Origin of the sequence: Massilia forsythiae (assembly GCF_012849555.1) — a bacterium.
In the GTDB taxonomy this organism is placed as follows: domain Bacteria; phylum Pseudomonadota; class Gammaproteobacteria; order Burkholderiales; family Burkholderiaceae_D; genus Telluria; species Telluria forsythiae.
This window is the reverse complement of sequence record NZ_CP051685.1, coordinates 504,799-520,702: the sequence shown is the minus strand read 5'-3', so window position 1 is coordinate 520,702 and position 15,904 is coordinate 504,799. Positions and strand designations below refer to the sequence as shown.

Below are 15,904 nucleotides of genomic sequence, written 5' to 3'. Positions count from 1 at the left end.
CGGCGCGCTTCAGGGACGGTTCGGATACAGGCCGGTGGCGGCGATGCATACGCTCATGCCGATGCCGGGGGACTGGGTCGACACCGCCTGGGTCGGCGCCGGCGTGGGCGAGATGGCGACCACGCCGCCGGTGAGCGTCTGCACGCTGACGGTGGCGGCGGCGGTGGGCGCGCTGCCGGTCACGGTGACCTTGGCCGGCAGCTGGGCGGCGTTCGCGCCGGGCACGGCGCCGGTGTACGGGCCGGTGAAATTGACGGCGTCGGAAGTGGTCACACCCTTCAGGCCGGCCAGGTAGCCGGTCTGGCCGGCGCCCAGCGCCGCGGTGGTGCCGGTCACCGTGCCGAGCGCGGGACTGACCTGCAGCGCCGCCGCCACCGCCAGGTTGCCGGCGCTGGCCGGAATCGAGACGGAAGCGCTGCCGTGGTCGGCGTGAAGGCGGCGGTATGGGTGTGCGCAGGCAGCTGCGCCGGCGCCAGGGTGAGTTCCTGCTGCCCGATGACCTGTCCCATCGCGATGCTTTGCGTCAGTCCGGTCCCGAGGCCCTTGCCGACCGGCGTGCGGCCGCGCAGGTCGGGAATGCCGAAGGTGTTCTGCTGGTCGCCGCCGTAGCGGAAACCGACCAGGCCGAACAAGGCGGTGTATTCGCGGATCTGCAGCAGGCGCCCGTCGGCGGGCAGGTAGCCTTGCGGGCACCAGTCGAAGGCGAAGGTGCAGACGGTGCCGATGTAGGGTTCGGTGTTGCAGGCTTGTGCCGACAGCGGCAGCGCGCCCAGCATGACGGCGGCAGTGGCGGCGAGACGGAGCGAACGTTTCAGGGACATGTGGGCTCTTTCAGGATGGTGAGTGGATGCCGGACGGGCAAGGCGTCGTGCCTTGCACCAGATCATTTCCTTTTGGCATCTGTTACTTTCCGGGCAGGCCAGGCCGGCAGAAAGACGAGGGATCAAAGGCCGTGCGCAAAGCGGCCGCGGCAGGGGTTGTATGTTGTGTCGATCCAACAAAATCGGCTTGGCAGCGGCGCAGGCCCGGGCCGGGCAACCGGATGGCATGCGGGTGCGAAGGGTGCGATGCGGCGCGCCGGATGTAATAGAATGCAGGGTTCGACTGTCACGACGACAGCAGGGCGACAGCCCTCAACATTGATCCGAAACGTATGACATCAGCGCCCTGCAAGCCGCGCCGCCTGAGCGTGGCACCCATGATGGACTGGACTGAATGAAACGAGGCTAGCCCCGAAAGTCGCCCTAAAACAGTAGTTTGTGGCACTGATTCGTGGCAGCGGTTCTCTTGGCTTGCGGGCAGCCGACTCACGATGACTTGCGGCGAGCGCTTGCACCGCGCATGTTGGGCTCGAGTTTCCCTTGCCGGCAGAGGCGTTTGGCCAGTCAGGCCACTGACCCTGCCGGCCTCGGTCCGGCGTGGATGCCGTCGAGGATCGCCTCCAGCGTCGCATAATCGAGCGGCTTGACGAGATGGTGGTCGAATCCGGACGCATGTGAACGTTGCCGGTTTTCGGCCTGCCCGTAGCCGGTCACCGCGACGAGCAACGCGCTGGCGGTCGCGGGGTCGGTCCGCAGGCGCCGGGCCAGCTCGTTGCCGTCCATCCGGGGCAGGCCGATGTCGAGCAGGCACACGTCAGGACGTTCGGCACGGGCCAATTCCAGCGCGTGCAGCGGGTCGTGCGCCACCGTCACCGCGTGTCCGGCGGCCTCGAGCAACATTCCCAGGACATCGGCCGCGTCCACGTTGTCGTCCACCACCAGCACGCGCAGCGGCCCCGCGATGTCCACGGAGGGCCGCGGGGCGAGGTCCGGCATGGCCGCGGACTGACGCTCCAGACAGGGCAGGCAGACCGTGAATGTGCTCCCCAGGCCCGGCCCTGGGCTCTCGCAGTGCACGCGGCCGCCGTGCAGCTCCACGATGTTCTTAACCAGGGAGAGGCCCAGGCCCAGGCCCCCGGACGAGCGGTCCGACGTGACGCTCGCCTGGGCGAACAGATCGAAGACGCGGTCGACCAGCTGGGCATCCATCCCGACCCCGTCGTCGGCGACCTCGACCAGGATGTCGCTATCGCGCATCGCGGCCCGGATGCGTATGCTGCCGTGTTCCGGCGTGTATTTCGCGGCATTGTGGACGAGGTTGGCAAATACCTGCACCAGCCGCTTCTTGTCGCCCGACAGCGCTAAGGCGCCGGGAACGAGATCGATGGACAAATGCTGGCGCCGTGCCGCGATCAGCGGCCCCGCCTGCTCAACCGCGTCCGCGACGACCTGCGCGAGATCGAGTGCCGTGTTGTCGAGCTCCACCAGTCCCCGGGTGACGCGCGAGACCTCGAGCAGGTCGTCGACGAGGCTCGTCATGTGCCTCACCTGGCGAACAATGATCTCGCTGGTGCGCCGCACGCGCTCCTGGTCGAAGTCGGCCAGCAGCAGCAGTTCCGCAGCCGCGCTGATCGGTGCCAGCGGATTGCGCAGCTCGTGCGCGAGCATCGCCAGGAACTCATCCTTGCGCTGGTCGATGTCGCGCAGTTTCAGTTCGGCCAGCTTACGTTCGGTGATGTCGCTGGCGGACCCGATCCATTCGCGGATGTCGCCTTGTGCGTCCAGCAGCGGCACGGCCCGCGAATACGTCCAGCCTGGCGACCCGTCGGCCCGCAGCACGCGATGCTCGAGCTCGAACTGGCGCTTGCCGTCGATGGCGTCGCGGATGTGCCTGCGTGCGAGTTCGAGGTCGTCGGGATGCACATACTGCTCGATGCGGTACTCGGCCCAGCCCCGTGTGGTCTTCAGGAAGCCGCGGCCATCGAGTTCGTGCATATGGGTCCAGTTGGGACTCATCCGGTACAGTACGTCCGACGTCGCCGATACGTAGGCGCTGAGCCGGCTTTCGCTTTCTCGCAGCAAGACTTCCGAACGCACGCGCGCGGTAATGTCGATGGTCGTGTGTGAAATACAAAGCAAGGCGCCGTCGTCATCGTAGATCGGCGTATTGGTCGCGCTCCAGTAGCGGTCCTCGAACCAGCTGCGTCCATCCGCTTGCATCCGGATCGGATAGCGCTGCGCTTCCATGCTCTGGCTGTGGCCCGTGGCGATGGCGGCAGCGATGGAACGGCGCAGGTTTTGTATGCCCGTGCCCGTCGCATCGTCCGGATCGTTCGGAAAGGCCTCGAACAGCCGATGTCCCTGCAGCTCGGCCCGGGTCCGCGATACCGAAGTGAGGAAGGCCTGGTTCACGGCAAGGATCTCGAGGCCTTCGGTCGGCGCCAGCAAGTATTGTCCGATGGGCGAGGAATCGAAGGCAGAATGAAATATTTTATCTAGCAACATGATCTGTCGGTGGCGCGGGGCGGTGGAGCAGGCATGCCGGATAGTGCGCATGTTACCTGTGCTTGAGCAGCATGCCACAATTGGCCTGGCCGGGCCAGTCTCGGACGCTCGCCTCGCCGTCCGAGGGCTTCGTTGCACGGCTCGCGTGGTGCTATAGTCAGTAAAGCGAGCGGTTTGCAACCGATGCCTCCAAGGTCGGCGGATCACTTCCGTAGTTGAATCAACCAGGATGACCGGCAATGACCCAGATCGACGATCGCAAGCATGCGTCAGGCGCGCAGCCGATGCGCGTAATGTTTGTGGAAAACAATGAACTCATCCTTGAAGTTTTCCTCGAGCTAGCGCGTCTCGCTTGTCCCCGCTGGGAAGTATGCGCTGTACGCGGCCACGAAGCCGGGCTGGCGCTGGCCCGGCAATTCATCCCGCATGTGATTTGTTCGAGTATCGGCCAAGCCCCGAAGCCTGGCTTGTCCTTCGCACGCGCCATTCGACGGGACGAGCGGCTCAAGCATGCCTTCCTGATCGCGATCACCGGCTGGCAGGACGCCGGCACGGCCATTGAGGTCGACGCTGCCGGCTTCGACGTATGCCTGACCAAGCCGGTCGGATACCAGCTGTATATCTGCCACATCAACGCATTCGCCCTTGCGCGGGCGCTATCGTCATGGTGTTGATGGCGCTGTCTTCGCTCCAGGCACGCGAGTAGTGCTAACATGGTTGAATCGTCGTCAACAAAAAACGTGCAGCCATGAACACTAAGGTGATGACCTACGTGCGCGAAATCGAGGCGATCGGCGCGGTGCCGAAAATCCTCGAAACGGTCGCGTCGCTGACCGGCGTCGGTTTCGTCGCCATCGCCCACGTCGCGGAAACGTCGTGGACCGCCTGCGCCGTCTGGGACAAGCTCGATTTCGGCCTGAAGGCCGGTGACGGTCTGGATGTGACCACGACGCTGTGCGAGGAGGTGCGTAGCACGCGGGACAGCATCGTCATCGACCACGTCGAGCTCAGCGAACAGTATCGCGAGCACCGCACGCCGCGCATCTATGGGTTCCAAAGCTATTTTTCGATTCCGATCCTGCGTCGCGACGGCAGCTACTTCGGCACCCTGTGCGGACTGGATCCCAAACCGATGACGCTGTCGGCGGCGACGACGGTGTCGACGCTCGAGCTGTTCGCCCAGCTGGTCTCGGGCCAGCTCGAGACCGAGCGCCTGCATGCGGCAGCCCAGACCGACCTGTCCGACGAGCGCGAAACGGCGGAATTGCGCGAGCAATTCATCGCCGTACTGGGCCACGACCTGCGTACCCCGCTCAACGCCTTCCAGAACGGCGTGGACCTGCTCGGTATGAAGACCAGGGACGACGCCATGCTGCAGATCCTGCAGCGCATGGGGCGCAGCGTCGACCGCATGTCCGCGCTGGTCGACGATCTCGTCGATTTCACGCGTGGGCGCATGGGCGGCGGCATCGCCGTGAGCCTGCGCGAAGAACGCGGGCTCGAGCTGCAGTTCGGCCAGGTGATCGCCGAGTTGCGCGCGATCCATTCCGAGGCCGAGATCGTCGACATCATCCAGTCCGGCATCTCGTTGTGCTGCGATGCGGGCCGGCTCTGCCAGTTGTTGTCGAACCTGATCAAGAATGCCATCGTGCATGGCGCGCAGGCGCCTGTGCAGGTGCTGGTCACCTGTACGGACAGGCGGTTCTTCATGTCCGTGACCAACGAAGGCGATGCCTTGCCGCCGCATGTCGTCCAGCAGCTGTTCAAGCCCTACTGGCGTTCGCCGTCCAGCACGCACCACGAGGGATTGGGCCTGGGCCTGTACATCGTCGCGGAGATCGCCCGTGCACACCAAGGCGCGATCGACGTGGCATCGCTGGACGGCAGGGTCTGTTTCACGTTCTCGATGCTGAATCTGGAGCGCGGGCACCTCGGCGCCCCATGACCCGCGTGTCGCCTGCGCCGCGCGCAGGTCGCTTGCAGCGGGCGCCGGACTGCAAGGGGAACCCTGGCCGACGCTAAGCCATTGCCGGATCAACAGATTGCCGCTTTCCATCACACGAAAATAGATGTGCGCACCGTCCGCGCAAGGGCGAAAAAGGGCGCATAGTATGAAAGTCATGCACGGTCTTCGATGATCGTGGTCCTCCAGCCAGCATTTGCTGCGCTGCCATTTCTGCTAGACATGTCGACGCATCGCGTTCGGCACGCCCCGCATTCGATTTATCCCGTTTTCGTCAAAGGTACACCATGTATCCATACCCGCAATCCGTCAATCCTGCCGTGCGTTCCCACCTGGATGCCCAGATCGCATTCTTGAACGAACTGTCGCAAACCATGTCACGGTCCCTTCAGCAAGTTTTTCAGCTGAATATGCAGATCGGCCAGACTTTGATCGAGGAAGCGTCCGGCACGGCCCAGCGCATGCTGACCACCGAACGCCCCGACGACGCCTTGGCCGCGGCGTCGTCGGGCGCCCAGCCTGCCACCGACAAATTGCGCGCTTACAAACAGCAGCTGGCCCAGCTCGCCGCGACGACCCAGGTCGACCTGGCGCGCGTGACCGAGCAGCATGCACAGCAAGCGTCTCGTACCGCGCGCGCGCTGGCCGACGAGGTGGCGCGCACCACGGCCGAGGATACGGAAAAGAACTTGCGACAGCCAGAGGAACCCCGGCAGGATGCGCGCGCCGCTTTCAAGCAGGACGCGCAACGCGGCGCCGAAGCCGCAGCCGGCAAACCCGGTGACCCGTCCGTACCGGCTGGCGGACCCGGCAACATGAAAGGGCCCAACGCGCAGGACAGCAAGAACGTGCAGGCCCCGGGGCGCTGAATATCGCTACTTGCCCGGTCTGATGTACGCTGGCGAACGTTTCAACAGCATCACCCACATTGCCGGCGCGGCGCTGGCCGCGGTGGGCGGCTTGTTCCTGCTCGCCGCGGCCCGGTCCAGCGGCGACGGCTGGAGAATCGCCGCCAGCAGCGTGTATGCCGCCACGCTGCTGCAACTGTACATGGCATCGAGCCTGTACCACGGCGCACGCGGCGCCGCCAAGGTGGTACTGCGCAAGCTGGACCATTGCGCCATCTATCTCCTCATTGCTGGCACCTACACACCTTTTACGCTGGTAACGCTGCGCGGAGCCTGGGGCTGGTCGATGTTCGGCGCCGTGTGGGCTCTTGCACTATTCGGAATTGTCCAGGAAATCTGGTATGCCAAGGGCACGCGCATCCTGTCGCTCATCATTTACGTCTTGATGGGCTGGCTTGCCGTGATTGGCGCAAAACCACTCGTCGCCGCGCTTGGTTGGCCGGGCTTCGCCTGGCTCGCTTCAGGCGGCCTATGCTACACACTGGGCATCGCGTTCTACGCCACCGACCACAAGGTACGCCACGGTCACGGCATATGGCACCTGTTCGTCCTTGCCGGCAGTGCCTGCCATTACGTCGCGATTCTGCGCTACGTCGCCTGACCGGCAAGCCTCTCGCTCATGGCCACCTCGAATAACCCAGTTTTGAACGCCAGCAGGCAATCTGAAGCACGATTCAGCGTACCGCGACGCTCCGACAACGCGATTTTTGATCGCGACACGTATATGAACAGGCTGGTTTGGCAGCCGCAGGCTGCCAAACCGTGGGTTTAGAACGGTGCCAGACCGCGTTCTTTCAAGAATACGAGACGCTTGAGGTTGTAGCTGGCAGCCTTCAACTGCAGGACGAAGGTCGTGCGCACGATGCCAAGGCAGCGCACCAGTTTTCCACCCATTTGAGCCAGGGCGCCGAATACATGCTCAACACGGGCTCGCGGGATAGCGATCGCGCGGTTGCGCCGTTTCTGCGTCTCGGAAATGCCTTTGGTCGCATGGCCGCGTCGCTGAATATGCACGCGCCATCCGGCTTGTTTCAATCTGGCTTCGCGTTCGATGCTGGGATAGCCACGGTCGGCATAGACATCCCGGCTCGTGTTGCTCAGGTCGAGCAACTCCTCGAAGACCGTGGTATCGGCCACAGCGGCATGGGTGATGGCGATCTTGCGGATCAGCTTGCAACGCTTGTCGACGCTGGCGTGCAGCTTGTACCCAAAATGATTCTTGCCGTGCTTTTTGGTCCATTTGGCATCGACGTCCTTTTGCGCGCGCTTGTGCGGTTTCCAGCCCAACGGCATCGTGCCTTCCTTGACCGTCTCGGCCTCCTCGCGCTTGTTGCGCTGGATCGGGGCTTGTACCAGCGATGCGTCGACGATCTGGCCGCAGCGCGCAAGATAGCCCTGCGACAGTAACTGCTGCTGGACTTGCTCGAATACCTGATTGCCTACGCCAGCCTGCGCGAGGCGGTCACGGAACAGCCAGATCGTCTTGGCGTCCGGGATGCTGCTGCTTTCCGTCAGGTCCAGGAAACGCAGGAAGCTGCGCCGGTCCAGCAACTGATATTCCAGCGCGTCGTCGGCCAGGTTGTAGAGCTGTTGCAGCACCAAGATCTTGATCATCAATACTGTCGGGTATGGCGGACGGCCGCCCTTGGCACGCGACGGACGCGGCGCGGCGGCATCGATGCTCCCCGCCAGCGCCTCGAAATCCACATGCTCGGCCAGGCCCACCAGCGGATCGCCCAGCTTCGCGCGCCGGTCCTCGCGCTCCTGCTCGGCAAATAGACTGATCCTGGGCTTCATCACGGCGACACTCGCTGGCTTGGTTCGATCTCAAGATTTTACCCAGCCAGGGCCAGGTCAGCCGAGGTTTTTCGAGGTTCCCTCATCCTGTGCCGCCATGCAATGTCCTAGGCGTACATCATGGAAACCGTACGTCGGCAACCCTCGGATGTCATTATGGAGCATACACATGCAACCCGACTTCGCGGCGCTGTTCGCCGCCTCGCCCTATCCCTACCTGCTGGTCGACACCAGCTGCGTCATCATCGGCGCGAACGCGGCCTACCTGCGGGCCACCGGCCGGGTTGCGGCGGCGCTGATGGGCAAGCACATCTTCGACGCGTTCCCGTCGAACCCCGCCGACCCAGAGTCGACCAATCTCGAGGAGGTGCGCGCCGCGATCGCGCGCGCGATCGCGACCGGTGAGCCACAGACCAGCGCGCTGCTGCGCTACGCGGTCCCGCGCGAGACGCCGGCCGGCGTCGTGTTCGACCTGCGCTACTGGAGCACCGTGCACACGCCGGTGCGCGATGCCGGCGGCGCGGTGGGCTTCGTGGCGCAGAACGCGATCGACGTCACCGACCTGTACCAGTTCGACGGCGCGGCCAGGCACTATTACCTGCGCCAGGGTGCGGACGCCGTGCCGGACGTGACGCCGATCGAGCGCCCCTTGCTGCACGAGGCCCTGACGCGCATCCTGAGTTCGGAGCGCCATAAACTGCAGGCGATGTTCGACCAGGCCCCCGGTTCGATGGCGATCATGAGTGGCCCCGACCATGTGTTCGACATGGTCAACGAAGCTTATTATGCGCTGGTGGGCCGCCGCGACCTGATCGGCAAGCCGGCCCTGGCGGCATTGCCTGAACTGGCAGGGCAGGGCTTGCACGAGCTGCTCGACAGCGCGTTCGCAACCGGCGAGCGCATCGTGCTGCACGAGCGCCGGCTCACGCTCCAGCGCGTGGCCGGGGGGGCGCCGGAAGAGCGCTACGTGGATTTGCTGTACCAGCCGCTCGTCGGCCGCGACGGACACGTAACCGGCATCTTCGCGCAGGCGAACGACGTGACGGCCGCCTGCCTGGCGAAGAGCGAGCTGCGCGGCAAGGTCTGGCAACTTGAGACCGCGAAATCGAACCAGGCGTTCCAGCTGCGCTTCGCCGACCGGATCCGGGAACTGGACGACGCCGGTCGCATCGGCGAAGCCGTCTGCGAGATGCTGGGCACCCGGCTGGGCGCGGCGCGTGTCTGGTATGCTGACATCGACGGCGCATCGGGCATGGCCGCCTGTCGGTGCGACTGGACTCCGGCGGGGTTCCCCGGCCAGGCGGGCCGCGGCATCGCGCTCGAGGCGTTCGACCCGGCGGCGCTCATGGTGCTGCGCAATGGGGGGCAGGTCGCCGACCAGCCGGTATGGCGCAAGCACGATGGCGCCGGCGCCGCGTTGCTGGTGCCGTACGTGAAGGCCGGCGATCTCAAGGCGGTACTGGCGATCGAGGGCGTTGCGCCGCGCACCTGGCAGGATGAGGCGCTCGCCCTCGTCGCCGAAGCGGCCGGCCGGACCTGGCCGGCGCTCGAAGCCGCCCGGACGCGCAACGAGCTGCAGACCGAGCGCGACCAGAGCCAGTACATCTTCGACGCCATGGTCGAAGGGTTCGCCGTGCTCGATCGCGATTGGATCATCCTGCGCATGAACGCCGAGGGACTGCGGCTCGCCCAGCGCAGCGCCGGTGAAGTCATCGGACGCAGCCATTGGGACGTTTGGCCGGAGCTCAGGCATACCGATGCCGAACGGGCTTACCGGCGCGTCATGGACACCGGCAAGACGGAAAGCGTCGAGTTGTTCCACCGGCTGCCGGACGGGCGCCATGTATGGATGGAAATCCGCACCCATCGCTCCCTGGAGGGCGGCATCGCCTTCTTCTTCCACGACATCACGCAGCGCAAGGCGGCCCAGGAACAGCTGGCCGTCGCCGACCGCCGCAAGGACGAGTTCCTGGCCATGCTCGCCCACGAGCTGCGCAATCCGCTCGCGCCGATCGGCGCCGCGGCCGACCTGCTGCAGATGGGCCAGGTGGACCCGGCGCGGGTACGCCGCACCAGCGAAATCATCGCGCGCCAGGTCCGGCATCTGAGCAGCCTGGTGGACGACCTGCTCGACGTCTCGCGCGTGACGCGCGGGCAGGTGGAGCTGGTCATGGAACCGGTCGACATGCGCCAGGTCGCCGACGACGCGATCGAACAGGCCATGCCGCTATTGCACGCACGGCGTCATCGACTGGCCCTGGCGCTGCCGCCGCTTGCTCCATTCGTCACGGGGGACCGCAAGCGTCTGGTGCAGGTGCTGGCCAACCTGTTGAACAATGCCGCCAAGTACACGCCCGAGGACGGCCGCATCACGCTGGCGATCGCCGTCGAACTGGGGCAGGTCATCTTGCGCGTCGAGGACGACGGCATCGGCATGGCGCCGGAGCTGGTCGAGCACGCCTTCGAGCTGTTCACCCAGGCCGAGCGCCCGTCGGACCGTTCGCTCGGCGGGCTCGGGCTCGGCCTGGCGCTGGTGAGGAGCCTGGTGAACCTGCACGGCGGGACGGTGGCCTGCGCCAGCCGCGGCCTCGGAACTGGCAGCGTGTTTTCCGTCACGCTGCCGCGCCGCCCGCCGGAAAGGGACGCCGCCGGCGATTCCGGGCCTGCGCGCGAGGCGCAAGTCGCATCGGAGCAGCCGTTGCGGATCATGATCGTCGACGACAACGTCGATGCGGCCGCGATGCTCGCCATGCTGCTGGAGTCGCATGGACACGCAGTGACGGTCGAACACGATGCGCGCAGCGCGCTCGAGCGCAGCGACATGGCCGCTCCCGACGTTTTCCTGCTCGATATCGGCCTGCCCGACATCAGCGGCAACGAGCTGGCCCGGCGCCTGCGTGCCGGTGCGCGCACCGGCGGCGCCATGCTGGTGGCCATCACCGGCTACGGCCGGGACCGGGACCGCATCGAAACCCAGGCGGCCGGCTTCGACCATCACCTGGTCAAGCCGGTCGATACGCGCCAGTTGTCCGCGCTCCTGGCCGGCATGCGGCAGTCCGGTAAGAGCCCGACGCGGGCTGCCGGATGACGTCCACGCACTGGATCCTGTTCGGCGGCGCTACCCTCATCGCGATGATGCTGGGCGGTACGCTGGTGACGCGCCTGCCCCTCAGCGGGGCGATGATCTACCTGGGCGTGGGCGTCCTGCTTGGTCCGGCCGTGGCCGACGTCTTCGCGCCGGATCCCTTGCGTTTCGCGCCCGCGCTGGAACTGGTCGCCGAGGCGGCCTTGCTGATCTCCCTGTTCTCCGTCGGACTCAAGCTCGAGATTCCCTTGCGCGACCGGCGCTGGCTGGCGCCCTTGCGTCTCGCGTTCGTGTCGATGGCGATCACGGTGGTGCTGATCGCCGCCATCGGCGTGCTGCTGCTGGACTTGCCGCTGGGCGCGGCGATCCTGCTCGGCGGCATCCTGGCGCCGACGGACCCCGTGCTGGCCTCGGGCATCCAGCCGGAAGCGGGCGATACGCCCGACCTGGTCCGTTTCAACCTGGCCGGCGAGGGCGGACTGAACGATGGCTCTGCCTTTCCGGTGGTCGTGCTGGGGCTGGGCCTGATGGGCAGCCACGACGATGGAACCGGCGTCGCGCATTGGTTGTCACTGGATCTGGCCTGGTCGCTGGTCGGCGGTATCCTGATCGGCGCCGCTACCAGCTTTCTCATCGGCACGGCGGTCGTCTTCCTCAGGAACCGGCACGACGAGGCGCTCGGCATGAACGAATTTCTCTCGCTCGGCATCGTCGCCGTCTGCTTCGGACTTGCCGAGCTGTGCCATGCATCCGGCTTCCTGGCGGTGTTCGCGGCCGGCATCGCCCTGCAGCGCGTGTACCGCCGCCGCGACATCTCCTACCTGTGGATGTGGAAGCGCGGGAGCACGCGTCCCGAGCGCGAAACGAGCGCGGCGATGAAGGAAGACGTCCAGGGATTCAACGAGCAGATCGAGAAACTGGCCGAGCCCGTGCTCGTCATCCTGACCGGCGCCATGCTGGCCTACGTCACGACGTTTCCCTCCCTGTGGTGGTTCACTGCCTTGTCGCTGTTCGTGGTACGGCCGCTGGCGGTATTTCTCGGCATGGCTGGCAGTGCGATGCCTGCGCGGCACCACGCGATGGTCGGCTGGTTCGGCATTCGCGGCATCGGCTCGGTGTATTACCTGATGTATGCGCTCGACCATGGATTGTCCGGCGACCTGGCGCAGCGCTTCGTCGCATTCACGCTGGTCGCCGTGACAGCGTCGATCCTGCTGCACGGCGTGACGGCCGGGCCGTTGATGGCATGGTATGCGAAGGGCGAAACCGGCCAGGGTGAACCGCGCAAGGGCGCCTGAGGAGGCAGTCGTATAGTCGCTGCGCGTCTTGCCTCGCACCAAGCCAGGAAAATAGACTTGCCCCGGTCCGGCGTGACGCCGCAAAAGGGCGCATAGTGCATTACATCGGGCAGTGCGCAGGCCGTGCCGTCGACAATAATAAAGGAGACTTTTTCTACAACGAAGGAGTCGAGTAATGTACAGTAAAGTCATGGTGGACTGGTTCTCCTGGACCAGCGAGGCGGCGCGCTCCGCCAGCGTCCCGTTCCATGTCCTGCCCGCCGTCCGGCAGCCGCATGGATTCCTGGCAGGCAGCTTGCAAGCGAACGGAAAGGTCATTAGGTATCGCCTGTACGTTCCCGCGACGCGCGGGAGCGAACCACCCGCGCTGGTCGTCATGCTGCACGGTTGCGGCCAGGACGCCGCGGATTTCGCGCTGGCCACCGGGATGAACGAGCTGGCCGAGCAGGCCGGCTTCCTGGTGCTGTATCCCGAACAGTCGCCTTACGCGAACTGGAACAGCTGCTGGAACTGGTTCGAGGCGGCCAACCAGGCGCGTGACCAGGGCGAGCCGGCGCTGGTCGCGGCCCTGACCCTGAAAATCATCGGCGACCATGGGGTCGACCAGCGCCGCGTCTCGATCGCGGGCCTGTCGGCGGGCGCCGCGATGGCGCTGATCGTCGGACGCAATTATCCGGACATCTTCAGCGCAATCGGCTGCCATTCCGGTATGCCGCACGGCAGCGCGACGAGCGGCATCGGCGCGATGACGACCATGCGCTTCGGCGGCGCCGTCCCAGCCTGCGCCGGCGGGCCCTGCCTGACCAGCGTCCCGGTCATCGTATTCCACGGAGGCGACGATGCCATCGTCCACCAGAGTAACGGCGACGGTGTCGTGCGCCAGTCGATCCAGAGCTATCTGTCGGCCAGGCCGGCCGGTTGCCGGAGCGTCATGAATGTCCAGGTAACGGGACAGGAAGGCGGGCGCGACTTCACGCGCTCGGTCCACACCGGCAAGTCCGGCACCGTCGTGGCCGAGCATTGGCTCGTGCACGGCACGGGACACGCCTGGTCCGGCGGCGATCTGCGTGCCGCCAACACCGATGCGAACGGTCCTGACGCCAGCCGCGAAATGCTACGGTTTTTCGGCGAGCGGCATGCACGGTGAGCTCGCCCTGCCTGTAAGCCCTCTGCCCTTCATTTGATAGGAGCGAATCATGAGTAAGAACCAGGACGCAAAAAAATCCACGAAAAAAGAGCCGGCGAAAACGGCGAAAGAGAAAAAGGCGGACAAGCGGGTCAAAAAGGCGGAGAAAGGGCGGTAGCAGTAAACCCGGTTTCTCACGGCGAAACGATCGCTTCGTAACGTGCTTGCAGTCGCCCGGCGCGGATACGGTCTGCGGGGCAAATCACGGGTTTTCGCGGTGCGATAGCAGGCGTTCGAAGGCAGCCGCGCTGACGGCGGGACTGTAGAGGAAGCCTTGGCCCATCTGGCAGCCCGCGTTCATCAGGTAAAGCGCTTCGGCAGGGGTTTCGATGCCTTCGGCGACGGTTGGCAGGCCGAGGTGCGCGGCGACCGACAGGACCGCGCCCAACAGCGCCTGGCGGCGCGGCGAGGCCGCGGCGATACCGTGCACGAAACTGCGGTCCACTTTCAGCAGGTCGATCGGGATATCGGCGAGATAGCTCAGGTTCGAGTAACCGGTGCCGAAATCGTCGAGCGCGATCGACATGCCCAGGCCCTTCAGGCGATGCAGGACGTCGACCGCGCTGGCGACGTCGCGCATCAGGGCCGACTCGGTCAGTTCGATTTGCACGTCCGGCGGCAGGACGCCGAATCGCGCCATGCAGCCCTCGAGGTGGGCGATGAAGTCGGCTTGGCGTAGTTCCAGCGCCGAAACATTGATGGCGATCGGACCGGGGTCGATGCCGCTGTCGCGCCAGGCGCGCGCCTGGCGCATGGCTTCGTGCATCACCCAGCGGCCCAGGTTGACGATCAGGCCGGACTGTTCGGCGCACCGGATTACCTCGGCGATCGCGAAGCGCGTCCAGTCCGGATGGCGCCAGCGCAGCAGGGATTCGCAACCGTGGATCGCGCCGTCGGCCAGGCACACCTTGGGCTGGTAGAACAGTTCCAGGCCGCCGGTGTCGAGCGCCAGCCTGAGTGCATCCTCCAGCGCGCGCCGCTCGGCCACGCTGTCGAGCATGCGCGGCTGGAACACATTGAACGTGTTGCGTCCCGCCGCCTTGGCGGCGTGCAGCGCCGTGTCGGCGTGCTGCAGCAGCGTGTCCGCGGCCAAGCCGTGCTGCGGATGCAGCGCGATGCCGATGCTGCAGCCGACGCGCATGGTCGCGCCGTCGATCAGGTGCGGCGCCGCCACGGCCTCCAGCATGCGCTGCGCGGCGCCCCGGGATTCGTCCGGCTGGGTGCCGGGCGCCAACAGGATCAGGAATTCGTCGCCGCCCTGGCGGCTGACCATGTCGATCGAGCGGCAGCAAGCGCGCAGGCGCGTCGCGACCGACGCCAGCAAACGGTCTCCGGCCGCATGGCCGAGGGTGTCGTTGATGGATTTGAAGTTGTCGAGATCCAGGTACATCACCGCCAGGCCCTGGCCGTTCGCGCCGGCCTGGCGCAGGATCTCGGCCAGATGCAGTTGCGCGGCGTAGCGGTTGGGCAAGCCGGTGAGGAAATCGTGCCTGGCCAGGTAATCGACCTGGGACTGGAGCTGGTGTGTGGCGGTGACGTCGTGGAACACCATGACGGCGCCGTCCAGCTTGCCGTCCGGGGCGACGATCGGCGAGGTCGAATCGGCGATCATGATCTCGCTGCCGTCCACGCGCACCATCACGGTGCCCGGCGGTAGCCGGATGGCTTGCTTGTCGTTCATCGCGCGCGTGATCGGATGCTCGACGGCGGCGAGCGTTCCGGCGGCGTGCAGCGCCATCACGGCGTCGATAGGCAGCCCAAGCATTTCCTTGCGCGCACGGACGGTCAGGCTGCAGGCCGCATCGTTGCAGTAGGCGATCGTACCCGCCTCATCGGTGGCGATGACGGCGTCGGCCATCGCCGCCAGCACGATGGCGGCGCCGTTGCGTTCACGTTCGCGCGCACGGACGCGCTCGATGACGGCGACGAAGCGCGCGAACGTGTCGGATCGCGAATCACTGGACAGCATCACGTCGTCCGCCAGGCCGCTGGTGAGCAGCCGGCGCGTCCCGGCAATGTCGATGGCGTCGCCGACGATCACGACCGCCGCGTTGCCGAACACCGCGGGGCTCACGGGCAGCGCCATGCCGGCGCCGTCGTCGTCCGTCGGCGCCAGCAAGAGCAGGTCCGGAAAGGGTGGCGGGACGCATGCGGCTTCCTCCAGCGTCGCCGCGAAACGCAGCACGATGGCGCTCAGGTCGCCCGCGGCCGGCTGGAACAGCAGTGACAGGCGTGCGCGCTCGCCTTCGTCGGTTGTCACGACCTGCGTCACGATATGCATGGCGATTCCTCCCGCGGCGGGGTTCCGTCGCCGCTACACGGTATCACGTTGTCGGCGTGC

General features: G+C 65.9%; 12 protein-coding genes. 7 read left to right on the top strand and 5 right to left on the bottom strand.

The features are described from left to right. Window positions 1-9 precede the first annotated feature (9 nt). The 3 genes from HH212_RS02285 to HH212_RS02275 form a co-directional block, all read right to left on the bottom strand. Complete coding sequence (locus HH212_RS02285) at window positions 10-375, bottom strand: hypothetical protein (protein WP_169433904.1); 366 nt, start codon at window positions 373-375, stop codon at window positions 10-12. Then, window positions 333-821 (bottom strand): phage tail protein, encoded by a 489-nt coding sequence (locus tag HH212_RS02280; RefSeq protein ID WP_169433903.1) that lies wholly within the window; start codon window positions 819-821, stop codon window positions 333-335. Before HH212_RS02280 ends, HH212_RS02285 begins: the two co-directional genes overlap by 43 nt. 564 nt (window positions 822-1,385) lie before the next feature. Next, window positions 1,386-3,326, bottom strand: a complete 1,941-nt coding sequence (locus HH212_RS02275) for a PAS domain-containing hybrid sensor histidine kinase/response regulator (protein WP_255487007.1) — start codon at window positions 3,324-3,326, stop codon at window positions 1,386-1,388. A 239-nt stretch (window positions 3,327-3,565) separates the two neighbouring features. Here HH212_RS02275 and HH212_RS02270 point away from each other — a divergent pair, with 239 nt between their 5' ends. The 4 genes from HH212_RS02270 to trhA all read left to right on the top strand — a co-directional run bounded on the left by HH212_RS02270 (window position 3,566) and on the right by trhA (window position 6,798). Next, on the top strand, window positions 3,566-4,000 hold the full coding sequence (locus tag HH212_RS02270) for a response regulator (protein ID WP_169433901.1): 435 nt from the start codon (window positions 3,566-3,568) through the stop codon (window positions 3,998-4,000). Window positions 4,001-4,089: 89 nt separating this feature from the next. Next, complete coding sequence (locus HH212_RS02265; protein ID WP_229217528.1) at window positions 4,090-5,271, top strand: GAF domain-containing sensor histidine kinase; 1,182 nt, start codon at window positions 4,090-4,092, stop codon at window positions 5,269-5,271. A gap of 305 nt (window positions 5,272-5,576) precedes the next feature. Next, the gene (locus HH212_RS02260) at window positions 5,577-6,158 is read left to right on the top strand and encodes a phasin family protein (protein WP_169433899.1); all 582 of its coding nucleotides are present in this window, start codon (window positions 5,577-5,579) and stop codon (window positions 6,156-6,158) included. A 22-nt stretch (window positions 6,159-6,180) separates the two neighbouring features. Further along, a complete protein-coding gene (trhA, locus tag HH212_RS02255; protein WP_170205213.1) occupies window positions 6,181-6,798 on the top strand; it encodes a PAQR family membrane homeostasis protein TrhA in 618 nt (205 codons plus the stop codon). A 167-nt stretch (window positions 6,799-6,965) separates the two neighbouring features. On the opposite strand, the gene HH212_RS02250 is transcribed toward trhA, so the two are convergent. After that, a complete protein-coding gene (locus HH212_RS02250; RefSeq protein WP_169433898.1) occupies window positions 6,966-7,994 on the bottom strand; it encodes an IS5 family transposase in 1,029 nt (342 codons plus the stop codon). 169 nt (window positions 7,995-8,163) lie between these two features. On the opposite strand from HH212_RS02250, the gene HH212_RS02245 reads away from it, so the two are divergent. The 3 genes from HH212_RS02245 (at window position 8,164) to HH212_RS02235 (ending at window position 13,524) form a co-directional block, all read left to right on the top strand. After that, complete coding sequence (locus tag HH212_RS02245; RefSeq protein WP_169433897.1) at window positions 8,164-11,082, top strand: hybrid sensor histidine kinase/response regulator; 2,919 nt, start codon at window positions 8,164-8,166, stop codon at window positions 11,080-11,082. Beyond that, window positions 11,079-12,377 carry a cation:proton antiporter gene (locus tag HH212_RS02240; RefSeq protein WP_169433896.1) on the top strand — a complete coding sequence of 433 codons (1,299 nt, stop codon included), beginning with the start codon at window positions 11,079-11,081 and terminating at the stop codon, window positions 12,375-12,377. Before HH212_RS02245 ends, HH212_RS02240 begins: the two co-directional genes overlap by 4 nt. Window positions 12,378-12,552: 175 nt before the next feature. After that, a complete protein-coding gene (locus HH212_RS02235; protein ID WP_229217526.1) occupies window positions 12,553-13,524 on the top strand; it encodes an extracellular catalytic domain type 1 short-chain-length polyhydroxyalkanoate depolymerase in 972 nt (323 codons plus the stop codon). A 241-nt stretch (window positions 13,525-13,765) separates the two neighbouring features. On the opposite strand, the gene HH212_RS02230 is transcribed toward HH212_RS02235, so the two are convergent. Next, complete coding sequence (locus tag HH212_RS02230) at window positions 13,766-15,844, bottom strand: putative bifunctional diguanylate cyclase/phosphodiesterase (protein ID WP_169433895.1); 2,079 nt, start codon at window positions 15,842-15,844, stop codon at window positions 13,766-13,768. Window positions 15,845-15,904 lie beyond the last annotated feature (60 nt).